Raw genomic sequence first — 19,751 nt, 5'->3', positions numbered from 1 at the left:
ACCACGCAAACCGGCCTGGCGAGGATGGGGATCACATCCCCTCTCCAATCACAAGGCCCGATCTTGCCGTTCTCCTACGCACCCTCCATCCCCCGCGACTTTCCTGAACTGGCCACGCAGACCTTGCTGCTGCGCGGCCTGTCGCCCGACGTGCCCGCACACGCCGTGATCGCCCCCTTCATGGCACAGGCCAGGCAGAACCTGGCCTGCACCCCGGAAAGCGAGATGCCATCCATTCAGGCCTGGCGGCGCGGCTTTGCCAGGATGGGCCTCAAGCCCACGCAATACCGCTGCGCCGCCGAGGCCCTGCTGCGCCGCCTGCGCAAGGAGGGTGATCTTCCCGGCCTGCATCCGCTGGTGGACCTGTGCAATGCGGCCTCGGTGGCCTTTGCCATTCCCGTGGCCGTCTTCGACCTGGACCGCATCAGCGGCTGCCTGCAGGTGCGCCCCGCAACCGGCAGCGAGGTCTACGAGACCTTCTCGGGCGAGATCGAATATCCCGAGCCCGGCGAAATCATCTTTGCCGACACGGCTGGCCGCGCCCACGCCCGGCGCTGGTGCAACCGCCAAAGCGGCCACTCGGCAGTGCGCGAATCCACCGTCAACGCGCTGATCGTGACCGAAGCGCTGCACGCCACCGGCAAGACGGATACGCAGCAGTTGGTGCAAGCGTTGCAGGCGGCGGCCGGTCGGCTGTGGCCCGAGGTAGTTTCACACCCAGGCAACCCCTTGCAGGCCACCCTGGCCTGAGGCGACCGGGGCCGCTGGCGCCCCGGCGTGAAAGGGGCTATCACGCTGCGCGGACTTCCCGCAAGCAAGACCGTACGCGTATCGCACCGCCCTGCACATCGACCCGCAGGTCCCTTCAAAACAAGCTTCTACGCTATCAAATTGATAACAATGCGTTGCATGCTACATACAAATGAAAAGAAAAAGAAATCATTCCCATTGTCATTCTAGAATCCGCACCCGCCATGACAGGCTGCGCTGCTGGCCCCAGGGCCGGCAGCAGCGCCGACGCACCCAGAGCACGCCCCACGGCACAGGTTTCCCAGCTCTCGACCATTGACCATGCTTACCCAAAGACTCTCGCGCACGGCAGTTGCGCATGCCGCCCTGCTTGCCCTGTGCGGCGCAGCCCACGCACAGGCCCAGCCTGACAAGGTCCCCGAGGCCACGCTCGCCCCGGTCACCGTGAACGCAGGCACCGAGAAGGAAAATCCCACCGGCCCTGTGGTGGGCTTCACCGCCAAGCGCGCCATCTCGGCCACCAAGACCGACACGCCGCTGATAGAGACGCCCCAGGCCATCAGCGTGGTCACGCGCGACCAGTTCGAGGCGCAGGGCGTGCAGACGCTGCGCCAGACCACCGCCTACAGCGCCGGCGTGGTGTCCAACTACTTTGACAGCCGGGTGGACAGCTTCTCGGCACGCGGCGGCAACGTGAGCCAGTACCAGGACGGTCTGCTGCGCACCTACGGCACCTACAACACCAGCCGGCCCGATCCCTATACGCTGGAGCGCGTGGAATTCCTGCGCGGACCCTCTTCCGTGCTCTACGGCCAGGGCAGCGTGGGCGGCGTGCTCAACCTCACCAGCAAGCGCCCGCAGGCCGAGGCGCTGCGCGAGGTGCAGGTGCAGGTGGGCAGCTACGGGCGCAAGCAGATTGCCACCGACCTGACCGGCGCCGTCACCGAAGACGGCCAGTGGCTGTACCGGCTGGTGGCCGTGGGCCGGGAAAGCGGCACCCAGGTGGACCATGTGAACGACGACCGCCTGGTCATCGCGCCCAGCCTGACGTGGCGGCCCAGCGCCGATACCTCGCTCACGCTGCAGGCGCTCTACCAGAAGGACAAGAGCGGCTCGCTGATCGGCTTCTTCCCCTGGCAGGGCACGCGCCTGCCCAGCCCCTACGGCCAGATTCCCACCAGCACCTTCATCGGCGAGCCCGGCTGGGACTCTTTCGACACAGAGAACAAATCCTGGGGCTACCTGTTCAGCCACCGCCTGAACGCGGACTGGACCGTGCGCCAGAACCTGCGGCGCACCATCAGCGACGTGGACTACCGCTCCATCTACACCAGCTTCACCGCCATCCCCGGCCAGGGCCGCCCTGCGCGCCCGGTCTTCAACCCCGACAACCGCAGCGTCTACCGCGATGCCTCCTGGCAGGTCAACGGCGGGCGCATGCTGGTGATCGACACGCAGCTCGAAGGCCGGCTGCGCTGGGGCACGGCCGAGCACACCGTGCTGGCCGGCATGGACGCACAGCGCAACAGCACCAGCCAGTCCACCTGGCGCGGACTGACCGCGCCGTTTGACGTCTACAACCCCGTCTACGGCAACTTCACGCCGCCCACGGCCTCGCAGCTGGTGCGCCAGCCGGGCGTGTCGCAAAAGCAATTGGGCTTCTACGCCCAGGACCAGATCAAGTGGGGCCGCTGGACCGCCACCCTGGGCCTGCGCCACGACAGCGCGCAGACGGACACCGAAGGCCGTCCCGCCTCCGCCGTGGACGAGAAGGCCTGGACCAAGCGCGCAGGCGCCACCTACCAGATGGACGGTGGCTGGGCGCCCTACCTGGGCTACTCCGAGTCCTTCCAGCCGCTGGGCGGCGTGAACGTCTACGGCACGCCCTACAAGGCGCAGCGCGGCGAGCAATGGGAAGCCGGCGTGAAATGGCAGCCACCGGGCCAGGGCCTGTCGGCCTTTGCCGCCGTCTACACGCTGCGCGAGAAGAACCGCAAGACCACCGACCCGGCCAACCCGCTCAACAGCCTGCAGATCGGCGAGGTCAAGGTTAACGGCTTCGAGGCCGAGCTGACCGCCAGCCTGGCCCGCCACTGGGACGCCACGCTCGCCTATGCGTACACCGACGCCGTCATCTCGCGCAGCAATGGCGGCGACCAGGGCCAGCGCGTGACCAGCGTGCCGCGCCACACGGCATCGGCCTGGCTGACCCACCGCTTTGCCAGCGAAGGGCGCGGCGGCTGGAGCCTGGGTGCGGGCGTGCGCTACACGGGTTCGCAGTGGACGGGCACCAGCCTGGTGGACACGCCTTCGGCCACCCTGCTGGACGCCATGGTGTCCTATGACGCCGGCCCATGGCGCCTGGCCTTCAACGTGGTCAACCTGACCGACAAGGTGCAGATCACGCAGTGCCTGGCACGCGGCGACTGCTTCTACGGCCAGCGGCGCACCTTTGCGGTGACGGGAACGCACCGCTTCTGAGAGCCGCCGCCGCGCGCCTTTTACAGCGCAGGCAGCTCAGGCAGGCAGCTGCCTGAAGCTCCTTCTGTCCGCCGTGCTGCCAAACGATGCGCAGCCCGACAGCACGGCGGGCGACGGCGCGGTGGTCGACAGCGCCTCGCTGCACTGCCGGGGCAGCTGGCTGCGCTCGTCTTCCAGGGCCTGTGTCTGGATCATGGGGGCCATGGCCACCACGTTGCCGAAGATGGTGGCAAAGGCCACGTCGGCCGCGTCACGACCCGTGCCAAAGCGCATGAAGCCCATGGGAATGGCCGTGCCCGATGCATCGAACAGGTACCACCTGTCGCCCAGGTAGGCTTCCACGTAGGCATGGAAATCGGGCGGGCCCAGCGCAGGGTCGGCACCGTAGTCCGTGCCGGTGGCGATGCGGGCAGGAATGTTCAGCGCACGGCACAGGGCGATCATCAAGTGCGTGAAATCGCGGCACACGCCCACCTGCTCCACCAGGGTATCGACGGCCGAGGTGGACGAGTTGCTGGTGGCCGAAGCGAAGGTCACCAGCTCCTGCACCCACTGCTGTATGGCCAGCACGCGCGAATAGCCGGGCGCCAAGTGGCCGAAATTGCGGAAGGCCAGCTGCATCAGCCGGTCGGACTGGCAGTAGCGGCTGGGGTAGATGTAGGGCAGGACCTCCAGCGGGATGCAGCGCACCGGCACCTCGCCCAGCGCCGCCGGATCCTCGCGGTGGTGCGCGATGCAGACGGTGGCCGTGTAGGTCAGGTGCAGGGGGCCGGGGTTGGCATGCAGGCGCATGAAGCGCGTGGAGGTGGCGGGCTCGGTGGCAATGTCGGGCTCCACGGGCTGGCTGAGTACCAGCCGCTCGTTCTCCACCGTCTGGTGCGAGGTGTGGGCCGCATGGATGTTGAACACGAAGTCGGCCCCGGCCGGATCGCGGATGTCATAGGCAAGATCCACCTGGATCTGCAGCCTGATTCCTGGTTGGGCCATTGTTTTTCCCTGGTTGGTCTGTCGGATCGGCATCCATGGTGGGATCAAGAGTCTCCGCCGGCCGTAGGCCCCTGCTGAAAAGCCTGTAGTGCTTGGCAGGGACAGCGCGTGCGCCCGCCCGGCGGCCCGCAGGGGATGCAAACTCGGCTAACATCGGCGCCGCCCCGCATGGCGCAATACCTGTGGCGGGGGCATCCACCAGCCAGGAACAGCCAAGGAGACCGCTAGATGGCGGAGATCATCGAGATATCGCGGGCGGCGCTGCACGAGCAGGTGGCGGACCGTTTGCGGTCCATGCTCATCGAGGGGCGCATCGCCCCGGGCGCCAAGCTCAACGAGCGCGAGCTGTGCGAGCAGCTCGGCGTCTCGCGCACGCCGCTGCGCGAGGCCATCAAGCTGCTGGCCGCCGAAGGCCTGGCCGACCTGCTGCCCAACCGCGGCGCCATTGCCGTCAAGCTGAGCGAGGCCGATGTCATGCACGCCTTCGAGGTGCTGGCCGGCATCGAGGGCCTGTCGGGCGAACTGGCCGCCCAGCGCATCACCGACCAGGAATTCGCCGAGATCCGCGCCCTGCACTACGAGATGATGGCCAGCGTGGCACGCGCCGACGTGTCCGCCTACTACCGGCTCAATGCCGCCATCCACGCGGCGCTGAACAGCGCCGCCAAGAACCCCGTACTGACGGAAACCTTCCAGCGCATCAACAACCGCGTGCAGTCGCTGCGCTTTCGCACCAACCTGGACACGGCCAAGTGGAAGCAGGCCGTCAAGGAGCACGAGGCCATGATCGAGGCCCTGGGCGCACGCGACGCCACGGCCCTGCGCGAGCTGCTGGTCACCCACCTGCACCACAAGCGCGATGCCGTGCTGGCCATGCTGCGCGCCGAGGCCCTGCAGCCGCGCAAGGCGCGCTGAAGCCCAGGGCCCCTACCGCTGCGGCGCGGCCCCCAGCGCCGCAATCCCCGCCCGCGCCACCTCCGCATCCTCGGCCGGCTTCACCCCGCTGACGCCCACGGCGCCCAGGCAGTGGCCCTCCCTGGCGATGGGCACGCCGCCTTCCAGCAGGCCCTGCAGCGCGGGCACGCTCAGGTAGGCGGTGCGGCCGCCATTGATCATTTCCTCATAGAGCCGGCTTTCCTTGCGGCCCAGTGCTGCGGCGTGGGCCTTGGCCGGCGCGATGTGGGCCGAGGCCGGTGCCGCGCCGTCCAGGCGCTGCAGCCACAGCAGGTGGCCGCCGTCATCGGCGATGGCGATGCTGACGGCCCAGCCGCGCGCCGTGGCATGCGCCTCGGCGGCCTGGGCGATGGCCTTGATGTCCTGGAGGTCCAGGCAGGGCTTGTGCTTCATGGGAGTGCCTTGTCCTGTGAAGGATGGAGGATGGCGATCAGCGGGCAGTCAGCGGGCGTCCAGCAGGCTTTCCAGCAGCCGCGCCACATGCACGGCTTCGCGCGCCGCGCCGTCGGCGATCTGGTGGCGGCAGCTGGTGCCGTCGGCCACGACGATGGCTTCGGGGCGCTGGCGTATGGCCGGCAGCAGGGCCGCCTCGGCCATGTCCATGGAGACCTGGTGGTGGCTGGCCTCGTAGCCGAAGCTGCCGGCCATGCCGCAGCAGGAGCTTTCGATCAGCTCGGGCTGGGCGCCGGGAATCAGCCGCAGCACGTCGAGGATGGGGCTGACCGCGCCAAAGGCCTTCTGGTGGCAATGGCCGTGCACGAGGATGGGCGCCCCGGCGGCGCGCAGCGGCAGCGCGAAGCGGCCGGCCTTGACTTCACGGGCAATGAATTCCTCGAACAGCAGGGCCTGGGCGGCAACAGCCTGCGCAGGCTCGCCCAGGCCCATGACCAGGGCTTCGTCGCGCAGGGTCAGCAGGCAGGAGGGCTCCAGGCCGACGATGGGGATGCCGGCCCGGGCCAACGGCGCCAGGGCGTTGATCAGCGCACCGGCGCTGGCCTTGGCCTGCTCGACCATGCCGGTGGCCAGGTAGGTGCGGCCGCAGCAGTGGTGGCCGCCCCCCTCTTTGCCGGACTTGCTGGCGGTGTGCAGCGCATAGCCGGCCGCCTGCAGCACGCGCGCGGCGGCCAGGGCGTTTTCGCTCTCGAAGGTGCCGTTGAAGGTGTCCACGAAGAGCACGGCCACGCGCTCGCCGGCCGCCGCGCGGGCCAGGGCCTGGTCGCGGTCAAGAAAGGTATGTGCTTCGGGCGCGCGCCAGAAGGTGTCGCTGCGCCAGGCCGGCAGCGAGCGCCGGGCGGACAGGCCCAGCAGCTTTTCGCCCAGTTGGCGCAGCACGGGCAGGCGGTTGCGCAGGTTCAGCAGCCAGGGCATGCGGCTGGCCGTGGCCGCGTAGCGCGGCAGATGGGCAACCAGCCGGTCCTTGAGCGTGTGGCCATGGCGGGCCTTGTAGTGGGCCAGGAATTCCACCTTCATGCGGGCCATGTCCACGCCCGTGGGGCAGTCGCGCCTGCAGCCCTTGCAGCCCACGCACAGGTCCATGGTGTCGTGCATGGCCTCGCTGGTGAAGGCGTCCGGCCCCAGCTGGCCCGAGATGGCCAGGCGCAGGGTGTTGGCGCGGCCCCGCGTCAGGTGCTGTTCGTCGCGCGTGACGCGGTAGCTGGGGCACATGGTGCCGGCGTCGAACTTGCGGCAGTGGCCGTTGTTGTTGCACATCTCCACGGCCTTGGCAAAGCCGCCCGTGACGTCGCCGCCCGTGCCGGGCGCCGTGGTGACTTCGGTGACCGGGTCGGCCTGCACGTTCCAGGCGGACCAGTCGAGCACGGGCGTGATGGGAATGCGCCGGTAGGGCCGGGGCGTATCGGCGGGCGCGAAGCGGAACAGCCGGCCATCGTCCATCCTGGGCGTATCGATGATCTTGCCGGGGTTGAACAGGCCCTGGGGATCGAACTCCTGCTTGATGGCGCGCAGGGCCTCGGTGATGGCGGGCCCGAACTGCCAGGCAATCCACTCGCCGCGGCACAGCCCGTCGCCGTGCTCGCCGCTGAAGGCGCCCTTGTATTTGCGCACCAGTTCGGCCGCTTCCTCTGCAATGGCGCGCATGCGCGCCGCGCCGTCGGTGCGCATGTCCAGGATGGGCCGCACATGCAGCGTGCCCACGGAGGCATGGGCGTACCAGGTGCCCCGGCTGCCATGGCGCGCGAACACTTCGGTGAGCGCGTCGGTGTACTCGGCCAGGTGCTGCAGCGGCACGGCGCAGTCCTCGATAAAGCTCACGGGCTTGCCGTCGCCCTTGAGGCTCATCATGATGTTCAGCCCCGCCTTGCGCACTTCCCAGAGGTTTTTCTGGGCCGCTTCCTCGGGCATTTCCAACACGCTGCCGGGCAGGCCCAGCTCGCCCATGAGTTCCACCAGCTGGCGCAGCCGCGCCAGCAGCGCGGCGCGGTCGTCGCCGGCGAATTCCACCAGCAAGATGGCGGCGGGCCGGCCGATGAGCGCGGTCTCTATGGTGGGCTTGAAGGCCGGGTTGGCCAGGCCCAGCTCGATCATGGTGCGGTCCACCAGTTCCACGGCTGTGGGGCCCAGCTTCACGATGTGCTGGGCCGAGTCCATGGCCGCGTGGAAGGTGGGGAAGTTGACCACGCCCAGCACCTTGGCGCGCGGCAGCGCGCTGAGCTGCAGGGTGAGCGAGCGCGTGTAGGCCAGCGTGCCCTCGGCGCCTATCAGCAGATGGGCCAGGTTGACGCTGCCGTCGGCCGTGTAGGGCCGCTCGCTCTGGTTGTCGAAGATGTCGAGGTTGTAGCCCGCCACGCGGCGCATGACCTTGGGCCAGTGGGCGTGGATGTCCTCGCGGTGCTGTTGCGCCAGCCCGTGCACGAATTGCGCAATGCGCGCCGCGCGGCCCGTGGCCTGGGCGACGGGGCCGAAGTCCAGCAGCTCGCCATCGGCCATCCAGGCGCGGGCGCCGCGCACGTTGTGGACCATGTTGCCGTAGGCAATGGAGCGCGAGCCGCAGGAGTTGTTGCCCGCCATGCCGCCCAGCGTGGCCTGGGCGCTGGTCGATACGTCCACCGGATACCACAGGCCGAGCTTCTTGAGCCGGGCGTTGAGGTGGTCCAGCACCAGGCCGGGCTCGACCTCGGCCGTGCCTGCATCGGGGTCCACCGAGAGGATGTTGCGCAAATGCTTGCTGTTGTCGATCACCAGGGCCGCGCCCGTGGTCTGCCCGCACTGGCTGGTGCCGCCGCCGCGCGGCAGCACGGGCACCTTCAGCTCGCGGGCGATCTGCAGGGCCGTGGCGATGTCCTGCTCGCAGGTGGGCACGAAGACGCCCACCGGCATGATCTGGTAGATGGAGGCATCGGTGGCATAGCGCCCGCGCGAGGCGGCGTCGAACAGGACCTGGCCGCGCGTGTCCGAGCGCAGGCGGCGCGCCAGCATCTGGCTGACATCGTCGGGCGGCAGCACGGTGCCGGGGGCGGGCACGGTGTCGTCGGCGGAAGCGGCAAGGCGGTGCGTGGATTCCATCAGCATGGCGGCTCTCATTCGTTCATGGTTCGTGGGTAGATCTGGCCTGCCTTGAGCAGGGCGATGACGGTGTCGCGCTTGTGCTCCAGGTGGGCCACCAGCACCTGGCGCAGCGCGGCGGCGTCGCGCGCCTGCAGCGCCTCCAGCATGCGTTCGTGCTCCTGGACGGCGCGCTTCCACTTGGCCGCGTCCTGGTTGGTGCGAAAGCGCAGCGACTGCACGCGGGCGTTGATGCGGCCATAGGTCTCGGCCAGCACGGGGTTGGCGGCGGCGCGGTTGATGGCCGAGTGGATCAGCGCATTGAGCCGGTAGTAGCCGGACAGGTCCTGCCGCGCATGGCTGGCCAGCATCTCGAAGTGCAGGGCCCGCACCTCGGCCAGTTGCTGCTCGCTGATGCGCTGCGCGGCCAGCTCGCCCGACATGCCCTCCAGCCCCGCCAGCACCTCGAAGGTCTGCAGCACATCGGCCTCGCCCAGGCGCACGGCCACGGCGCCGCGGTTGGGCACCAGGTCCACCAGCCCTTCGGAGGCCAGCAGCTTGATGGCCTCGCGCAGCGGCGTGCGCGAGACGCGCAACTGCTCGCACAGCGCGCGCTCGTTGAGCTTGGCGCCGGGCGGTATGCGCCCCTCCACCAGCCAGGTGCGCAGCCGCGCCGCCACCTGGTCATGCAGGGCAAGCCGCGAAATCTCGATGATCTCCGCCATGGATTCTCCTGGTCGAATGAATTTTGCATTCATTTTTACGCAAGCATTTCTCAAGGCATTCATGGTTATCACCAAGGCATTTATGAATTTTGAATGCAAAAATTCGCAAACACCCTCCCCCGCAGACCGACCTGGCATTTCCTTGAAAAGGACGCACCATGCTCACGCTCGACAGCCATCCCACGGGCCGCCACTTCCTCCAGATCCCCGGCCCCAGCCCGGTTCCCGACCGCATCCTGCGGGCCATGAGCCTGCCCACCATCGACCACCGGGGGCCGGAGTTCGGCCAGCTCGGCCTGAAGGTGCTGGCCGGCATCCAGCAGGTCTTCAAGACCCGGCATCCGGTGGTGATCTATCCGGCCTCCGGCACGGGCGCCTGGGAGGCGGCCCTGATCAACACGCTCAGCCCTGGCGACCATGTGCTGATGTTCGAGACCGGCCACTTCGCCTCGCTGTGGCAGAAGATGGCCACGCGCCTGGGCCTGTCCACCGAGTTCCTGTCCTATGGCGGCTCCGATGAGCACCTGCCCCAGGCGCCGGGCTGGCGCCATGGCGTGCAGGCCGGGCTGATCGAGGCGCGGCTGCGCAAGGACACGGAGCGCCGGATCCGCGCCGTGTGCGTGGTGCACAACGAGACCTCCACGGGCGTGACCTCGGACATCGCCGCCGTGCGCCGGGCCATCGACGCGGCGGGCCACCCGGCCCTGCTGCTGGTGGACACCATCTCGGGCCTGGCCAGCGCCGACTACCGCCATGACGAATGGGGCGTGGATGTGACCATCAGCGGCTCGCAAAAGGGCCTGATGCTGCCGCCCGGCATCAGCTTCAACGCGCTGTCGCCACGCGCGCTGGAGGCCGCCAAAAGCGCGAAGCTGCCCAAGTCGTTCTGGGCCTGGGACGAGATCGTGGAGATGAACCAGACCGGCTACTGGCCCTACACGCCCAACACCAACCTGCTTTACGCCCTGTCCGAATCGCTGGACATGCTGCTGGCCGAAGGGCTGGATACGGTGTTTGCGCGCCACCAGCGCTGGGCGGCCGGCGTGCGTGCCGCCGTGCAGGCCTGGGGCCTGCCCATCCAGTGCGCCGATCCGCAGGTCTACTCGCCCGTGCTCACCGGCGTGATCACGCCCGAAGGCGTGGATGCCGATGCCCTGCGCCGCCTGATCCACACGCGCTTCGACCTGTCGCTGGGCGCGGGCCTGGGCAAGCTCAAGGGCCGCATGTTCCGCATGGGCCACCTGGGCGACAGCAACGACCTGACGCTGCTGGCCATGGTGGCGGGCGTGGAGATGGGGCTGAAGCTGTCCGGCATCCGGCTGGCCGGCAGCGGCGTGCAGGCGTCCATGGATTACTTCGCGGCCCACGCCGCAGCCGGGGCGCTGCGCAAGGCCGCCTGAACCCATCGGCCGCGCGCCGGAAACCCTTGGCAGAGCCGGAGCACATGGCTCGCCCCCTTGATCGTGGATTGCACCAATACCAGGAAATAACAGGAGACAAGAGACATGACATCGCCCCGCAACCGCCTGGCGGCAACTGCCGTCGCCACCCTCGCCGCCACCGCCGTCACCGCCCTCTCAGCCCCTGCCGCCTGGGCGCAATGGAAGCCCGCCAAGTCCGTCGAACTCGTCGTGCCGTTCTCGGCCGGTGGCGCCTCGGACCAGATGGCGCGCGTGATCCAGGCCATCGTCACCAAGCACAAGCTGATCGAGCAGCCCGTGGTCATCCTCAACAAGGCCGGTGCCTCCGGCGCCGAGGGCATTCTGGATGTCAAGGCCTCGGCGCGCGACCCGCACAAGCTGCTGGTGGCCTCCACGGCCATCTTCACCCTGCCCATGGCCACGGCCCTGCCCTTCCAGTGGCGCGACCTGAATCCCGTGGCCATGATTGCCCAGGACCAGTTCGTGCTCTGGGTCAATGCCGAGACCGGCTACCAGACGCCCGCCGACTACCTGGCCGCCGCGCGGCAGGCCGGCGGCAAGTTCAAGATGGGCGGCACCAGTTCCAAGCGCGAGGACCAGATCATCACCGCCAACATGGAACAGGCCGCCGGCGTGAAGTTCACCTACATCCCCTACAAGGGCGGCGGCGAGGCCAGCACCCAGCTGGTGGGCAAGCACATCGACTCCAACGTCAACAACCCCAGCGAGTCCATGGCGCAGTGGCGCGCGGGCCAGGTGCGGGCGCTGTGCGTGTTCGACACGCAGCGCATCGAGTACACGGCCAAGGTCACGGGCAGCCAGGCGCTGTCGGACATCCCCACCTGCAGGGAGCAGGGCCTGGATGTGCAATACACCATGCTGCGCGGCTTCTTCCTGCCGCCCGGCACCACGCCCGAGCAGGCGCAGTTCTATGCGGGCGTGATGCACAAGGTGGTGGCCACGCCCGAGTGGAAGGAGTACCTGGAGAAAAACGCGCTCAAGCCCGAGTACATGACGGGGCAGGCCTTCGTGGACTTCCTGGCCAAGGACGAGACGCGCCACCTCGACATCATGAAGAAGGCCGGCTTCCTGTCGGCCAGCGTGGCCGCCGCCGCCAAGTGAGGAGCCGCGCCATGGACACCGCCATCCACCTTGCCCCGCCCTCCTCCAATTCAGCAGCAGCAGCAGCAGCAGCCCCGGCCCAGCCCTCCAGCGCGGCCACCGAATCCATCCCCGCCACCGAAGCCCAGGCCCCCGGCCTGTCCCGCCGCCATGTGGAGTACGGAGTGGCCGCCGTGCTGCTGGCGCTGGCCGTGCTCGTGGTCTGGGACAACCAGCGCATTGGCGCGGGCTGGGGCGACACCGGCCCGCAGGCCGGCTACTTCCCGCTGCGCGTGGGCGCCGTGCTGGGCATCTGCGCCATCGCCGTCTTCGTGCAGGCGCTGCGCAGCCGCAGCCAGGAGCAATTCGCCAGCTGGCTGCAGCTCAGGCGCGTGGCGCAGGTGCTGCTGCCGCTGACGGCCTACATCGCCGTGATCGCGCCGCTGGGCATCTACGCGGCCTCGGTGCTGTTCATCACGGGCTTCATGGTGTTTGCGGGCCGTTATCCCTGGTGGAAGGCCGTGGCGCTGTCGGGCTTCACCAGCGTGCTGCTGTTCTACGTCTTCGAGATCCAGTTCAAGGTGCCCCTGCCCAAGGGTCCGCTTGAAGCCTGGCTCGGCTATTGACCCCTGTCGCCGCCACGGAGCAACACCATGGACGAACTCCAATACCTTGCGCACGGCTTCGCGGCCGTCACCACCTGGCAGAACACGGGGCTGATGCTCACGGGCATCCTGCTGGGCATCGTGGTCGGCGTGCTGCCGGGCCTGGGCGGCCCCAACGGCGTGGCCATCCTGCTGCCGCTGACCTTCGGCATGTCGCCCACCTCGGCCATCATCCTGCTGTCGTGCATCTACTGGGGGGCGCTGTTCGGCGGCGCCATCACCTCGGTGCTGTTCAACATCCCGGGCGAGGCCTGGTCGGTGGCCACCACCTTCGACGGCTACCCCATGGCCCAGCAGGGGCACGCGGGGGCCGCGCTGACCACGGCCTTCACGGGCTCGTTCATCGGCGCCATCTCGGGCGTGATGCTGATCACCTTCCTGGCGCCGGTCGTGGCCTCGTTCGCGCTGCAGTTCGGGCCGCCGGAGTTCTTTGCGGTCTTCTTCCTGACGTTCTGCTCCTTCATCGGCATGGGCAAGGAGCCCAAGGCCAAGATCGTGGCCGCCATGGCCGTGGGCCTGCTGCTGGCAGCCGTGGGCATGGACACCATCTCGGGCGACCTGCGCATGACCTTCGGCTCCACCGAGCTGCTGCGCGGCTTTGATTTCCTGGTGGTGGTGATCGGCCTGTTCGGCATCAGCGAGATCCTGATGACCATCGAGGAAGGCCTGGCCTTCAAGGGCAAGAAGGCCTCCATCGACCTCAAGGTGGTGTTCAGGACCTGGGCCCGGCTGCCGCGCTACTGGCTGACCATGCTGCGCTCGGCCCTGGTGGGCTGCTGGATGGGCGTGACGCCCGGCGGCGCCGTGGCGGCCAGCTTCATGGGCTACGGGCTGGCCAAGAAGTTCTCGCGCGACCCCGACAGCTTCGGCAAGGGCAACCCCGAAGGCGTGCTCGCCCCCGAGACCGCCGCCCACGCGGCCGGCACCTCGGCCCTGCTGCCCATGCTGGCCCTGGGCATTCCGGGCTCGGCCACGGCGGCCGTGCTGCTGGGCGGGCTGATGATCTGGGGGCTGCAGCCCGGCCCGCTGCTGTTCACAGAGCAAAAGGACTTCGTCTGGGGCCTGATCGCCAGCATGTACCTGGGCAACATCGCCGGCCTGGTCATCGTCATGGCCACCGTGCCGCTGTTCGCCGCCATCCTGCGCGTGCCGTTTTCCATCGTCGCGCCCATGATCCTCATGGTCTGCGCCATCGGCGCCTTCACCGTGCACGGCAATGCCACGGACATCTGGCTCATGCTGGTCTTCGGCGTGGTCGGCTACGTGTTCAAGAAGCTCGACTATCCACTGGCGCCCATGGTGCTGGCCATCGTGCTGGGCGACCGCATGGAAGACGCCTTCCGCCAGAGCATGCTCTCCAGCCAGGGCGAGCTGGGCATCTTCTGGCACAACGGCCTGTCGGGCACCATCACCACGCTGGCCCTGCTGATGCTGGTGTGGCCGCTGCTGGGCAAGTTGCGGGCGATGGCGTTCGGGGCGAGGGCAAGGGCTGTGGCGGCCTGAGCCCTAATCCCTGTACCGCTTCTTGCGAAACGCCAGCCAGGCGGCGATGACGGTGAAGGCGACGACGATGGACACCACGATCCAGAAGCCGTGCTCGTGCTCGGCCAGCGGTATGCCGCCCACGTTCATGCCGAACAGGCCGGCCAGGATGTTGATGGGCAGGGCCAGCACGGTGACCACGGTCAGCACGAAGAGGCTGTTGCTGTTGTCCTCGTTCACGGCGGCGGCCACCTCTTCCTGCAGCAGCTTGATGCGGTCCTGCAGGGTCTGCATGTCGCGCAGCATGAGCGAGAACTCCTCGCTCGCTGCGGCCAGGCCGCGCCGGTCTTCCTCGCCCATCCAGCCGGGGGGCTGCTGCAGCAGGCGGAACAGCGCGGCGGGCTCGGGCGCCAGCAGGCGCTGAAGGCGCACCAGCAGGCGGCGCAGCCGGCCCAGGTGGGCGCGCGGATGGTGGTAGCGCTGGGCCAGGATGGCGTCCTCGATATCGTCCACGCGCGCCGTGGTCTCGCGCACCACCTTGACCAGCACATCGGCCTGGGTGCGCATCAGGTGCTCCAGCAGCTCGGCCGTGCTGGCGGGGCTGTCGCCGCGGCGCACGGCGTCGCGCAGGGCATCGACAGAGCGCAGCGGCTGGGTGCGCGCGGTGATGACCAGGCGCTCGTCCAGGCAGATCCACAGCGTGGCGATGTCGGCCGAATCGAAGTTGAACTCGAAGTTCACATCGTTGAGCACGGCGACCAGGCTGTCGTCGGCGCGCTCGATGCGCGTGGAGGTCAGGCCCTCGCGCAGGGCGGCATAGAACACGTCGGGCAGGCCCGCATGGCGCTGCAGCCAGCGCAGGGACTGGGTGTGGGTCAGGTTGAAGTGCAGCCACAGGAAATCGCGCCGGCCCGCATCGGACCGGGCTGCGGCATCGGCCAGCCACTGCGCGGCGGATGGCGCCGTCACGGCCTGCACGCACTGCCGTGTGTCACTGAAGAAGCGCCAGCCGCAGATCAGGCCTGCGTCTTCGTGGGCCTGTGCCAGGGGGAGGCTGCATCGGTCATGGGGAGGAGGAAGCACCTGCGGAAGTGGCCTGCGCGGGCCGGGCAAGTGCGGGATTCTTGGCTGCGTCCATGACAGGGATGTGACAGCCGTCATCAGGGTGTCATGCACAGGCCCTTGCGTCCCCTTCCGTCCCCTTCCGTCCCCTTCCGCCCCCTTCCGCCCCCTTCCGCCCCCTTCCGCCCCCTCACCACCCCTTCTCCGCCCCCTCCCCTTGCCGCGACCCTGCATCAGCACATCACGACGTTCTCCAGCGAGAACGAGAAGGGGCGGGAATTCGCCCCCGAGCCGCCGCCGCGCATCACGATGTCGGCACGGGAGATGCCCAGCAGGGAGATTTCGGTGTTCATCTGGGAGACGATGGCCGAGTTCATGATCTGGCCCTGCTGGATGTGCGAGGCCACGCCGATCCAGATGCTGGGCTTGAATTCGAAGACGGCCTTTTGCCGGGGGGCAATCGCGGTCTTGACGGCCAGCAGCCTGCCGTCCTTGTAGCAGCTGGCGTTGATGGCGCCTTGGGGCAGCGCGTTGAGCACCTGCACTTCCTTGGAGCTGGCGCCGTAGCCTGCGGGCGCCAGGCGATCGCCGGCGGTGGACGGCGCCATCTGGAACTGCTGGCCGTACTGCGCCTCCAGCTGCGGCGTGCAGTTGCCATGGCTGTCGCTGGCGCCGACCTGCAGGCCCAGCGGAAAGGTGAACGGATGGTTGTCGCCCTGTCCGCAGTACTTGATGACGCGCCAGGCCACGGCAGGCGCATCGAGGTCGCTGGCGACGTTCTTCTGGAAGATGACGATCTGCGGGTGGTTCGCGTCGTTCGATTGGTTGAAGAAATTGAGTTGAACGCCCATGCATTCCTCCTGGTGGAACGAAAAGCGCTGCGGCATCCCCGGGCACTGCCTGCTGTCCCGCCACGCTTGCTGCGGGAGTCACTGTAGGGAACAACGGCCTTGCGGAGAATTACGCCCGATTACATCCCTGGGCTCACCCAGGCACTGCCCAGACCCGGTCCGCGCCCACGGCAAAGAGCTGGCGGCCTGGCTCGGGCGGCAGGCTGGCCATGCCGGTGAACAGGCCGAAGGCGGGCAACAGGGTAAAGCCCGCGTGCACGGCAAAGCACGGCAGGCGCAGGGCGTCGCGGCCGGTGCCGCGCAGCACGATCGCGGGATGGACATGGCCGGCCAGCACATGCCAGGGCCGGGCCTGCTGCGCCTGCAGGTCCTGCGTTGGCGGCGGGGGGTGATGGCAGGCGGCGAACGGCCCCAGGTGCCAGGGCTCGTCCACGATGGCAAAGCCCAGCGCGGGCGGCGGATCGCCTGCGTGGCTGTCATGGTTGCCGCGCACCAGCACCAGTTCCACGGCCGCATGGCGGCTGCGCCAGCGGGCCAGTGCAGCCAGTACGGCAGGATTGCGTGCCTCGGCCGCGTGCAGGAAGTCGCCCAGCACCACGAGCCGCCGCACGGGCAGGCCCAGAAGAAGGGCCGATAGCCGCTCCAGGTTGCCCTGCGTGGTGCCCGCCGGCACGGGAATGCCGCGCGCGCGGAAGGTGGCGGCCTTGCCCAGGTGCAGGTCGGCGATGAACAGCGTGCCCTGGGCGGGCCACCACAGCGCATGCTGGGCCAGCAGGTGTACGGGCTCGCCGGCCAGGAACATGCCCAGGCTGCCGGCCAGGGCGTCGGGGGAAACAGGACTTGGCAACGGTGCGTGGCCTTTCATCAGCGGTGCAATGGTTCTACAGCAGCGGCAAGGGCCGCGAGGGCTTGCGTACGCGGCGCGGGCGGCGGCTGGCGGCATCGGCCTCGGGGCCGTCGGTGGCCTGCAGCGAAAAATCCAGCGTGCGGCGCACGGCGGCCGTGTCCTCGTCCACGGCGGGGGGCTGGTCTGCCTTGGGTTTTTTCCGTGGACGCAGCGGCGGATCGGGCGGGACCAGGTCCTGCGTGCGCGGCTCGCTGGCTGCACCGCCGGCGTCTGCCGCCTCGTGCAGCTGGGCCAGCATGCGCGCGATGCGGTCGGCCAGGTGCTCGTTGGTGAGCTTTTCGCGAAAGCGCTCCACCATGAGCGGGAAGGCAAACGGGCTGGGACGGCGCAGCGCGCTCACCACCAGCGTCTGCGCCTGCATGCGGCGCAGCGCGGCCAGCAGTTGGGCGACATCGAGTTCCTGGCTCAGCACTTCCTCGTCGGCCTGGCGCAGCAGCAGGTTGCTGTCGTCGTACTTGCGAAACACCTCGAAGAACAGCTGGGCCGAGGCCTGCAGCTGGCGCGCACTGCGGCGCTCGCCCGGGTGGCTCTGGAAGATCAGGCCGGACACCCGCGCTATCTCGCGGAAGCGCCGCCGCGCCATCTCGGTGGCGTTGAGACTGGCCAGCACTTCGTGCAGCAGGGCATGGCGGGCGTGATGGGCGTCCTCGCCCGCCAGGTGGGCATCGTCGGCAGCCTGGTCCCAGTGGCGGTCCGCATTGGCGGTGTTGCGCGTGGCGACCGCCTGGCTGGCGGACACGCGCCCGGGCACTGCCACGGCCTGGGCCGGCTCGGCGCGCAGCAGTTCGGGCAGCATGGCGGCCCAGTCACGCTCGGTGGCGCTCAGCAGCTCCAGCCCGTAGTCGTTGACGGCGATGGAGAAGGTGCCCGTCTCGCCCTGGGCGGCGCGCCAGGCCAGCAGGCTGGCCAGGCCCATATGGGCATGGCGGCCTGCAAACGGATAGAGAAACAGGTGCCAGCCCTCGCGTGTGCGCAGGGTTTCGGCCAGCAGCGTAGCGGGCGTGGGCAGGGCCGACCAGCGCTGCTGCACTTCCAGCAGGGGGCGCACGCAGCGCAGCTCGGGCGAGTGGTAGTCGCCCGCCGCCGCCAGCGCCAATTGCTGCACCACGAAGTCGGCCAGCACGGTGGACAGCGGCATGCGCGCGCCGGCCCAGCGCGGCACGGTGGGCCGCGTTCTGGCGGCGCGGCGCACGTAGGCGGTCATGTCCTCGATGCGCACCAGCTCCAGCACCTGGCCCGCGAAGACAAAGGCATCGCCGGGCGACAGGCGCGACAGAAAGCTCTCTTCCATGCTGCCCAGCCGCGCGCCGTGCAGGATCTGCACGCTCATGCTGGCATCGCTGACGATGGTGCCGATGTTGGCGCGGTGCCTGCGCGCCAGCCGCGCGTCGGGCATGCGCCAGATGCCCTCCGCGTCGGGCCGCACGCGCTGGTAGTCGGGATAGGCGGCCAGCGAGGGGCCGCCGCGGTGCACGAAGTCCAGGCACCACTGCCAGACCGCAGGCGCCAGCCCGGCATAGGCGACGGTGCGGCGCACTTCGGCATACAGCTCATCGGGCACGTAGCCGCCGCCCAGGGCCACGGTGGCCAGGTGCTGCACCAGCACGTCGGCGGGCTGGCGGGGGCTGGCGCGCATTTCCACCTGCTGCGCGCGCACGGCGGCGCGGGCGGCGGCGGCCTCCACCAGCTCCAGGCTGTGCGTGGGCACCAGGGTGATGCGCGAGGGCCGGCCCGGCGCATGGCCCGAGCGGCCCGCGCGCTGCAGCAGGCGCGCGATGCCCTTGGCCGAGCCGATCTGCAGCACGCGCTCCACGGGCAGGAAGTCCACGCCCAGGTCCAGGCTGCTGGTGCAGACCACGGCCTTGAGCGTGCCGGCCTTGAGCCCGGCCTCCACCCATTCGCGCACACCCCGGTCCAGAGAGCCATGGTGGATGGCCAGCAGGCCGGCCCAGTCGGGCCGGGCCTCCAGCAGCGCCTTGTACCAAAGCTCGGCCTGCGAGCGCACATTCACAAAGACCAGGGTGGAGCCGGCCGTCGCCTCCAGCTCGCGCACCACCGCCGGCAGCATGGCCAGGCCCAGGTGGCCGGCCCAGGAAAAGCGCTCGGGCCGGTCGGGCAGCAGGGTGTCCACCACCAGGCGCTTGTCCACCTGGCCCTGGACCAATACGCCGGGCCGCGGCTGGCCATGGTCGTCCAGGCCCAGCAGGGTCTGCATGGCCTCGTCCAGATTGCCCAGCGTGGCCGACATGCCCCAAACGCACAGCTGCGGGCTCCAGCCGCGCAGCCGCGCCAGGGCCAGCTGCAGTTGCACGCCGCGCTTGTTGCCCAGCAGCTCGTGCCATTCATCGGCCACCACCAGGCGCACGGAGCCCAGCAGGTCGCGCGCATCGGCCCGAGCCAGCAGCAGGGACAGGCTCTCGGGCGTGGTGACCAGCACGGTGGGCAGCTGGCGCGACTGCGCGCTGCGCTCGGCGCTTCCCGTATCGCCCGTGCGTGCGCCCACGGTCCAGCGCGCCAGCGCGGGATGGCCCTGGGCCAGCGCCTGCAAGGGCGTCTGCAGGGCCTTGAGCGTGTCGGCCGCCAGGGCGCGCATGGGCGTGATCCACAGCACGGTGAGCGGTGCGGAGGCCGGTTTTCGTTTTCCGGTGTGCGCCGGCATCGGGGTTTGCGGCGGGCCCGCAAGGGCCTGCAGCGCGCCCAGCCAGACCGCATAGGTCTTGCCCGCGCCCGTGGTGGCATGCAGCAGGCCGCTGTGGCCCTGGGCCAGCGCCTTCCACACGGCGCGCTGGAAGGCAAAGGGCTTCCAGCCCCGTGCGGCAAGCCAGGCGGTGGCGAGGGGATGGGGGGAACGGGTGGCCATGGCG

The 19,751-nt window shown here is 69.2% G+C and carries 15 protein-coding genes; 7 read left to right on the top strand and 8 right to left on the bottom strand.

The genetic code is table 11. The features are described 5' to 3' along the window. Positions 1 to 63 precede the first annotated feature (63 nt). Positions 64 to 750 (top strand): B3/4 domain-containing protein, encoded by a 687-nt coding sequence (locus ACF8O7_RS26440; protein WP_392444723.1) that lies wholly within the window; start codon positions 64 to 66, stop codon positions 748 to 750. A 321-nt stretch (positions 751 to 1,071) separates the two neighbouring features. Beyond that, positions 1,072 to 3,231, top strand: a complete 2,160-nt coding sequence (locus ACF8O7_RS26435) for a TonB-dependent siderophore receptor (protein ID WP_252651604.1) — start codon at positions 1,072 to 1,074, stop codon at positions 3,229 to 3,231. A 36-nt stretch (positions 3,232 to 3,267) separates the two neighbouring features. Here ACF8O7_RS26435 and ACF8O7_RS26430 read toward each other — a convergent pair whose 3' ends face one another. After that, positions 3,268 to 4,218 (bottom strand): transglutaminase family protein, encoded by a 951-nt coding sequence (locus tag ACF8O7_RS26430; RefSeq protein WP_061287799.1) that lies wholly within the window; start codon positions 4,216 to 4,218, stop codon positions 3,268 to 3,270. Positions 4,219 to 4,446: 228 nt separating this feature from the next. On the opposite strand from ACF8O7_RS26430, the gene ACF8O7_RS26425 reads away from it, so the two are divergent. Continuing rightward, a complete protein-coding gene (locus ACF8O7_RS26425; protein ID WP_012204906.1) occupies positions 4,447 to 5,133 on the top strand; it encodes a GntR family transcriptional regulator in 687 nt (228 codons plus the stop codon). Positions 5,134 to 5,145: 12 nt separating this feature from the next. On the opposite strand, the gene ACF8O7_RS26420 is transcribed toward ACF8O7_RS26425, so the two are convergent. Genes ACF8O7_RS26420 through ACF8O7_RS26410 form a run of 3 tightly spaced genes read right to left on the bottom strand, consistent with a single transcriptional unit; the run spans position 5,146 to position 9,398 of the window. Next, positions 5,146 to 5,565 carry a heme-binding protein gene (locus tag ACF8O7_RS26420; RefSeq protein WP_016448177.1) on the bottom strand — a complete coding sequence of 140 codons (420 nt, stop codon included), beginning with the start codon at positions 5,563 to 5,565 and terminating at the stop codon, positions 5,146 to 5,148. Positions 5,566 to 5,613: 48 nt separating this feature from the next. Continuing rightward, positions 5,614 to 8,700: an FAD-binding and (Fe-S)-binding domain-containing protein gene (locus tag ACF8O7_RS26415; RefSeq protein WP_392444718.1), complete on the bottom strand. Its 3,087-nt coding sequence runs from the start codon at positions 8,698 to 8,700 to the stop codon at positions 5,614 to 5,616. Positions 8,701 to 8,708: 8 nt separating this feature from the next. Beyond that, entirely contained in the window at positions 8,709 to 9,398 is a 690-nt protein-coding gene (locus tag ACF8O7_RS26410) for a GntR family transcriptional regulator (protein WP_012204897.1), read from the bottom strand. A 158-nt stretch (positions 9,399 to 9,556) separates the two neighbouring features. On the opposite strand from ACF8O7_RS26410, the gene ACF8O7_RS26405 reads away from it, so the two are divergent. The 4 genes from ACF8O7_RS26405 to ACF8O7_RS26390 all read left to right on the top strand — a co-directional run bounded on the left by ACF8O7_RS26405 (position 9,557) and on the right by ACF8O7_RS26390 (position 14,088). Then, positions 9,557 to 10,798, top strand: a complete 1,242-nt coding sequence (locus ACF8O7_RS26405; RefSeq protein ID WP_088165147.1) for an alanine--glyoxylate aminotransferase family protein — start codon at positions 9,557 to 9,559, stop codon at positions 10,796 to 10,798. Between the two features lie 105 nt (positions 10,799 to 10,903). After that, positions 10,904 to 11,941, top strand: coding sequence for a Bug family tripartite tricarboxylate transporter substrate binding protein (locus ACF8O7_RS26400; protein WP_392444714.1), 1,038 nt, complete (start codon positions 10,904 to 10,906; stop codon positions 11,939 to 11,941). An 11-nt stretch (positions 11,942 to 11,952) separates the two neighbouring features. Then, on the top strand, positions 11,953 to 12,546 hold the full coding sequence (locus tag ACF8O7_RS26395) for a tripartite tricarboxylate transporter TctB family protein (protein WP_280047784.1): 594 nt from the start codon (positions 11,953 to 11,955) through the stop codon (positions 12,544 to 12,546). A 27-nt stretch (positions 12,547 to 12,573) separates the two neighbouring features. Next, entirely contained in the window at positions 12,574 to 14,088 is a 1,515-nt protein-coding gene (locus ACF8O7_RS26390; protein WP_133073034.1) for a tripartite tricarboxylate transporter permease, read from the top strand. A gap of 3 nt (positions 14,089 to 14,091) precedes the next feature. Here ACF8O7_RS26390 and ACF8O7_RS26385 read toward each other — a convergent pair whose 3' ends face one another. The 4 genes from ACF8O7_RS26385 to ACF8O7_RS26370 form a co-directional block, all read right to left on the bottom strand. Further along, complete coding sequence (locus tag ACF8O7_RS26385) at positions 14,092 to 15,150, bottom strand: transporter (protein WP_392444711.1); 1,059 nt, start codon at positions 15,148 to 15,150, stop codon at positions 14,092 to 14,094. 212 nt (positions 15,151 to 15,362) lie between these two features. Continuing rightward, positions 15,363 to 15,980 carry a hypothetical protein gene (locus tag ACF8O7_RS26380; RefSeq protein ID WP_016448183.1) on the bottom strand — a complete coding sequence of 206 codons (618 nt, stop codon included), beginning with the start codon at positions 15,978 to 15,980 and terminating at the stop codon, positions 15,363 to 15,365. Positions 15,981 to 16,113: 133 nt separating this feature from the next. Further along, positions 16,114 to 16,845 (bottom strand): ligase-associated DNA damage response endonuclease PdeM, encoded by a 732-nt coding sequence (gene pdeM / locus ACF8O7_RS26375; RefSeq protein ID WP_034347934.1) that lies wholly within the window; start codon positions 16,843 to 16,845, stop codon positions 16,114 to 16,116. 16 nt (positions 16,846 to 16,861) lie between these two features. Beyond that, a complete protein-coding gene (locus ACF8O7_RS26370; protein ID WP_392444708.1) occupies positions 16,862 to 19,747 on the bottom strand; it encodes a ligase-associated DNA damage response DEXH box helicase in 2,886 nt (961 codons plus the stop codon). Positions 19,748 to 19,751 lie beyond the last annotated feature (4 nt).

It is taken from the genome of Delftia sp. WSY_16 (genome assembly GCF_043104415.1).
GTDB classification, from domain to species: domain Bacteria; phylum Pseudomonadota; class Gammaproteobacteria; order Burkholderiales; family Burkholderiaceae_C; genus Comamonas; species Comamonas tsuruhatensis.
Note: the sequence above shows the minus strand (reverse complement) of the source record. Positions and strands in the feature narration are given on the sequence as shown.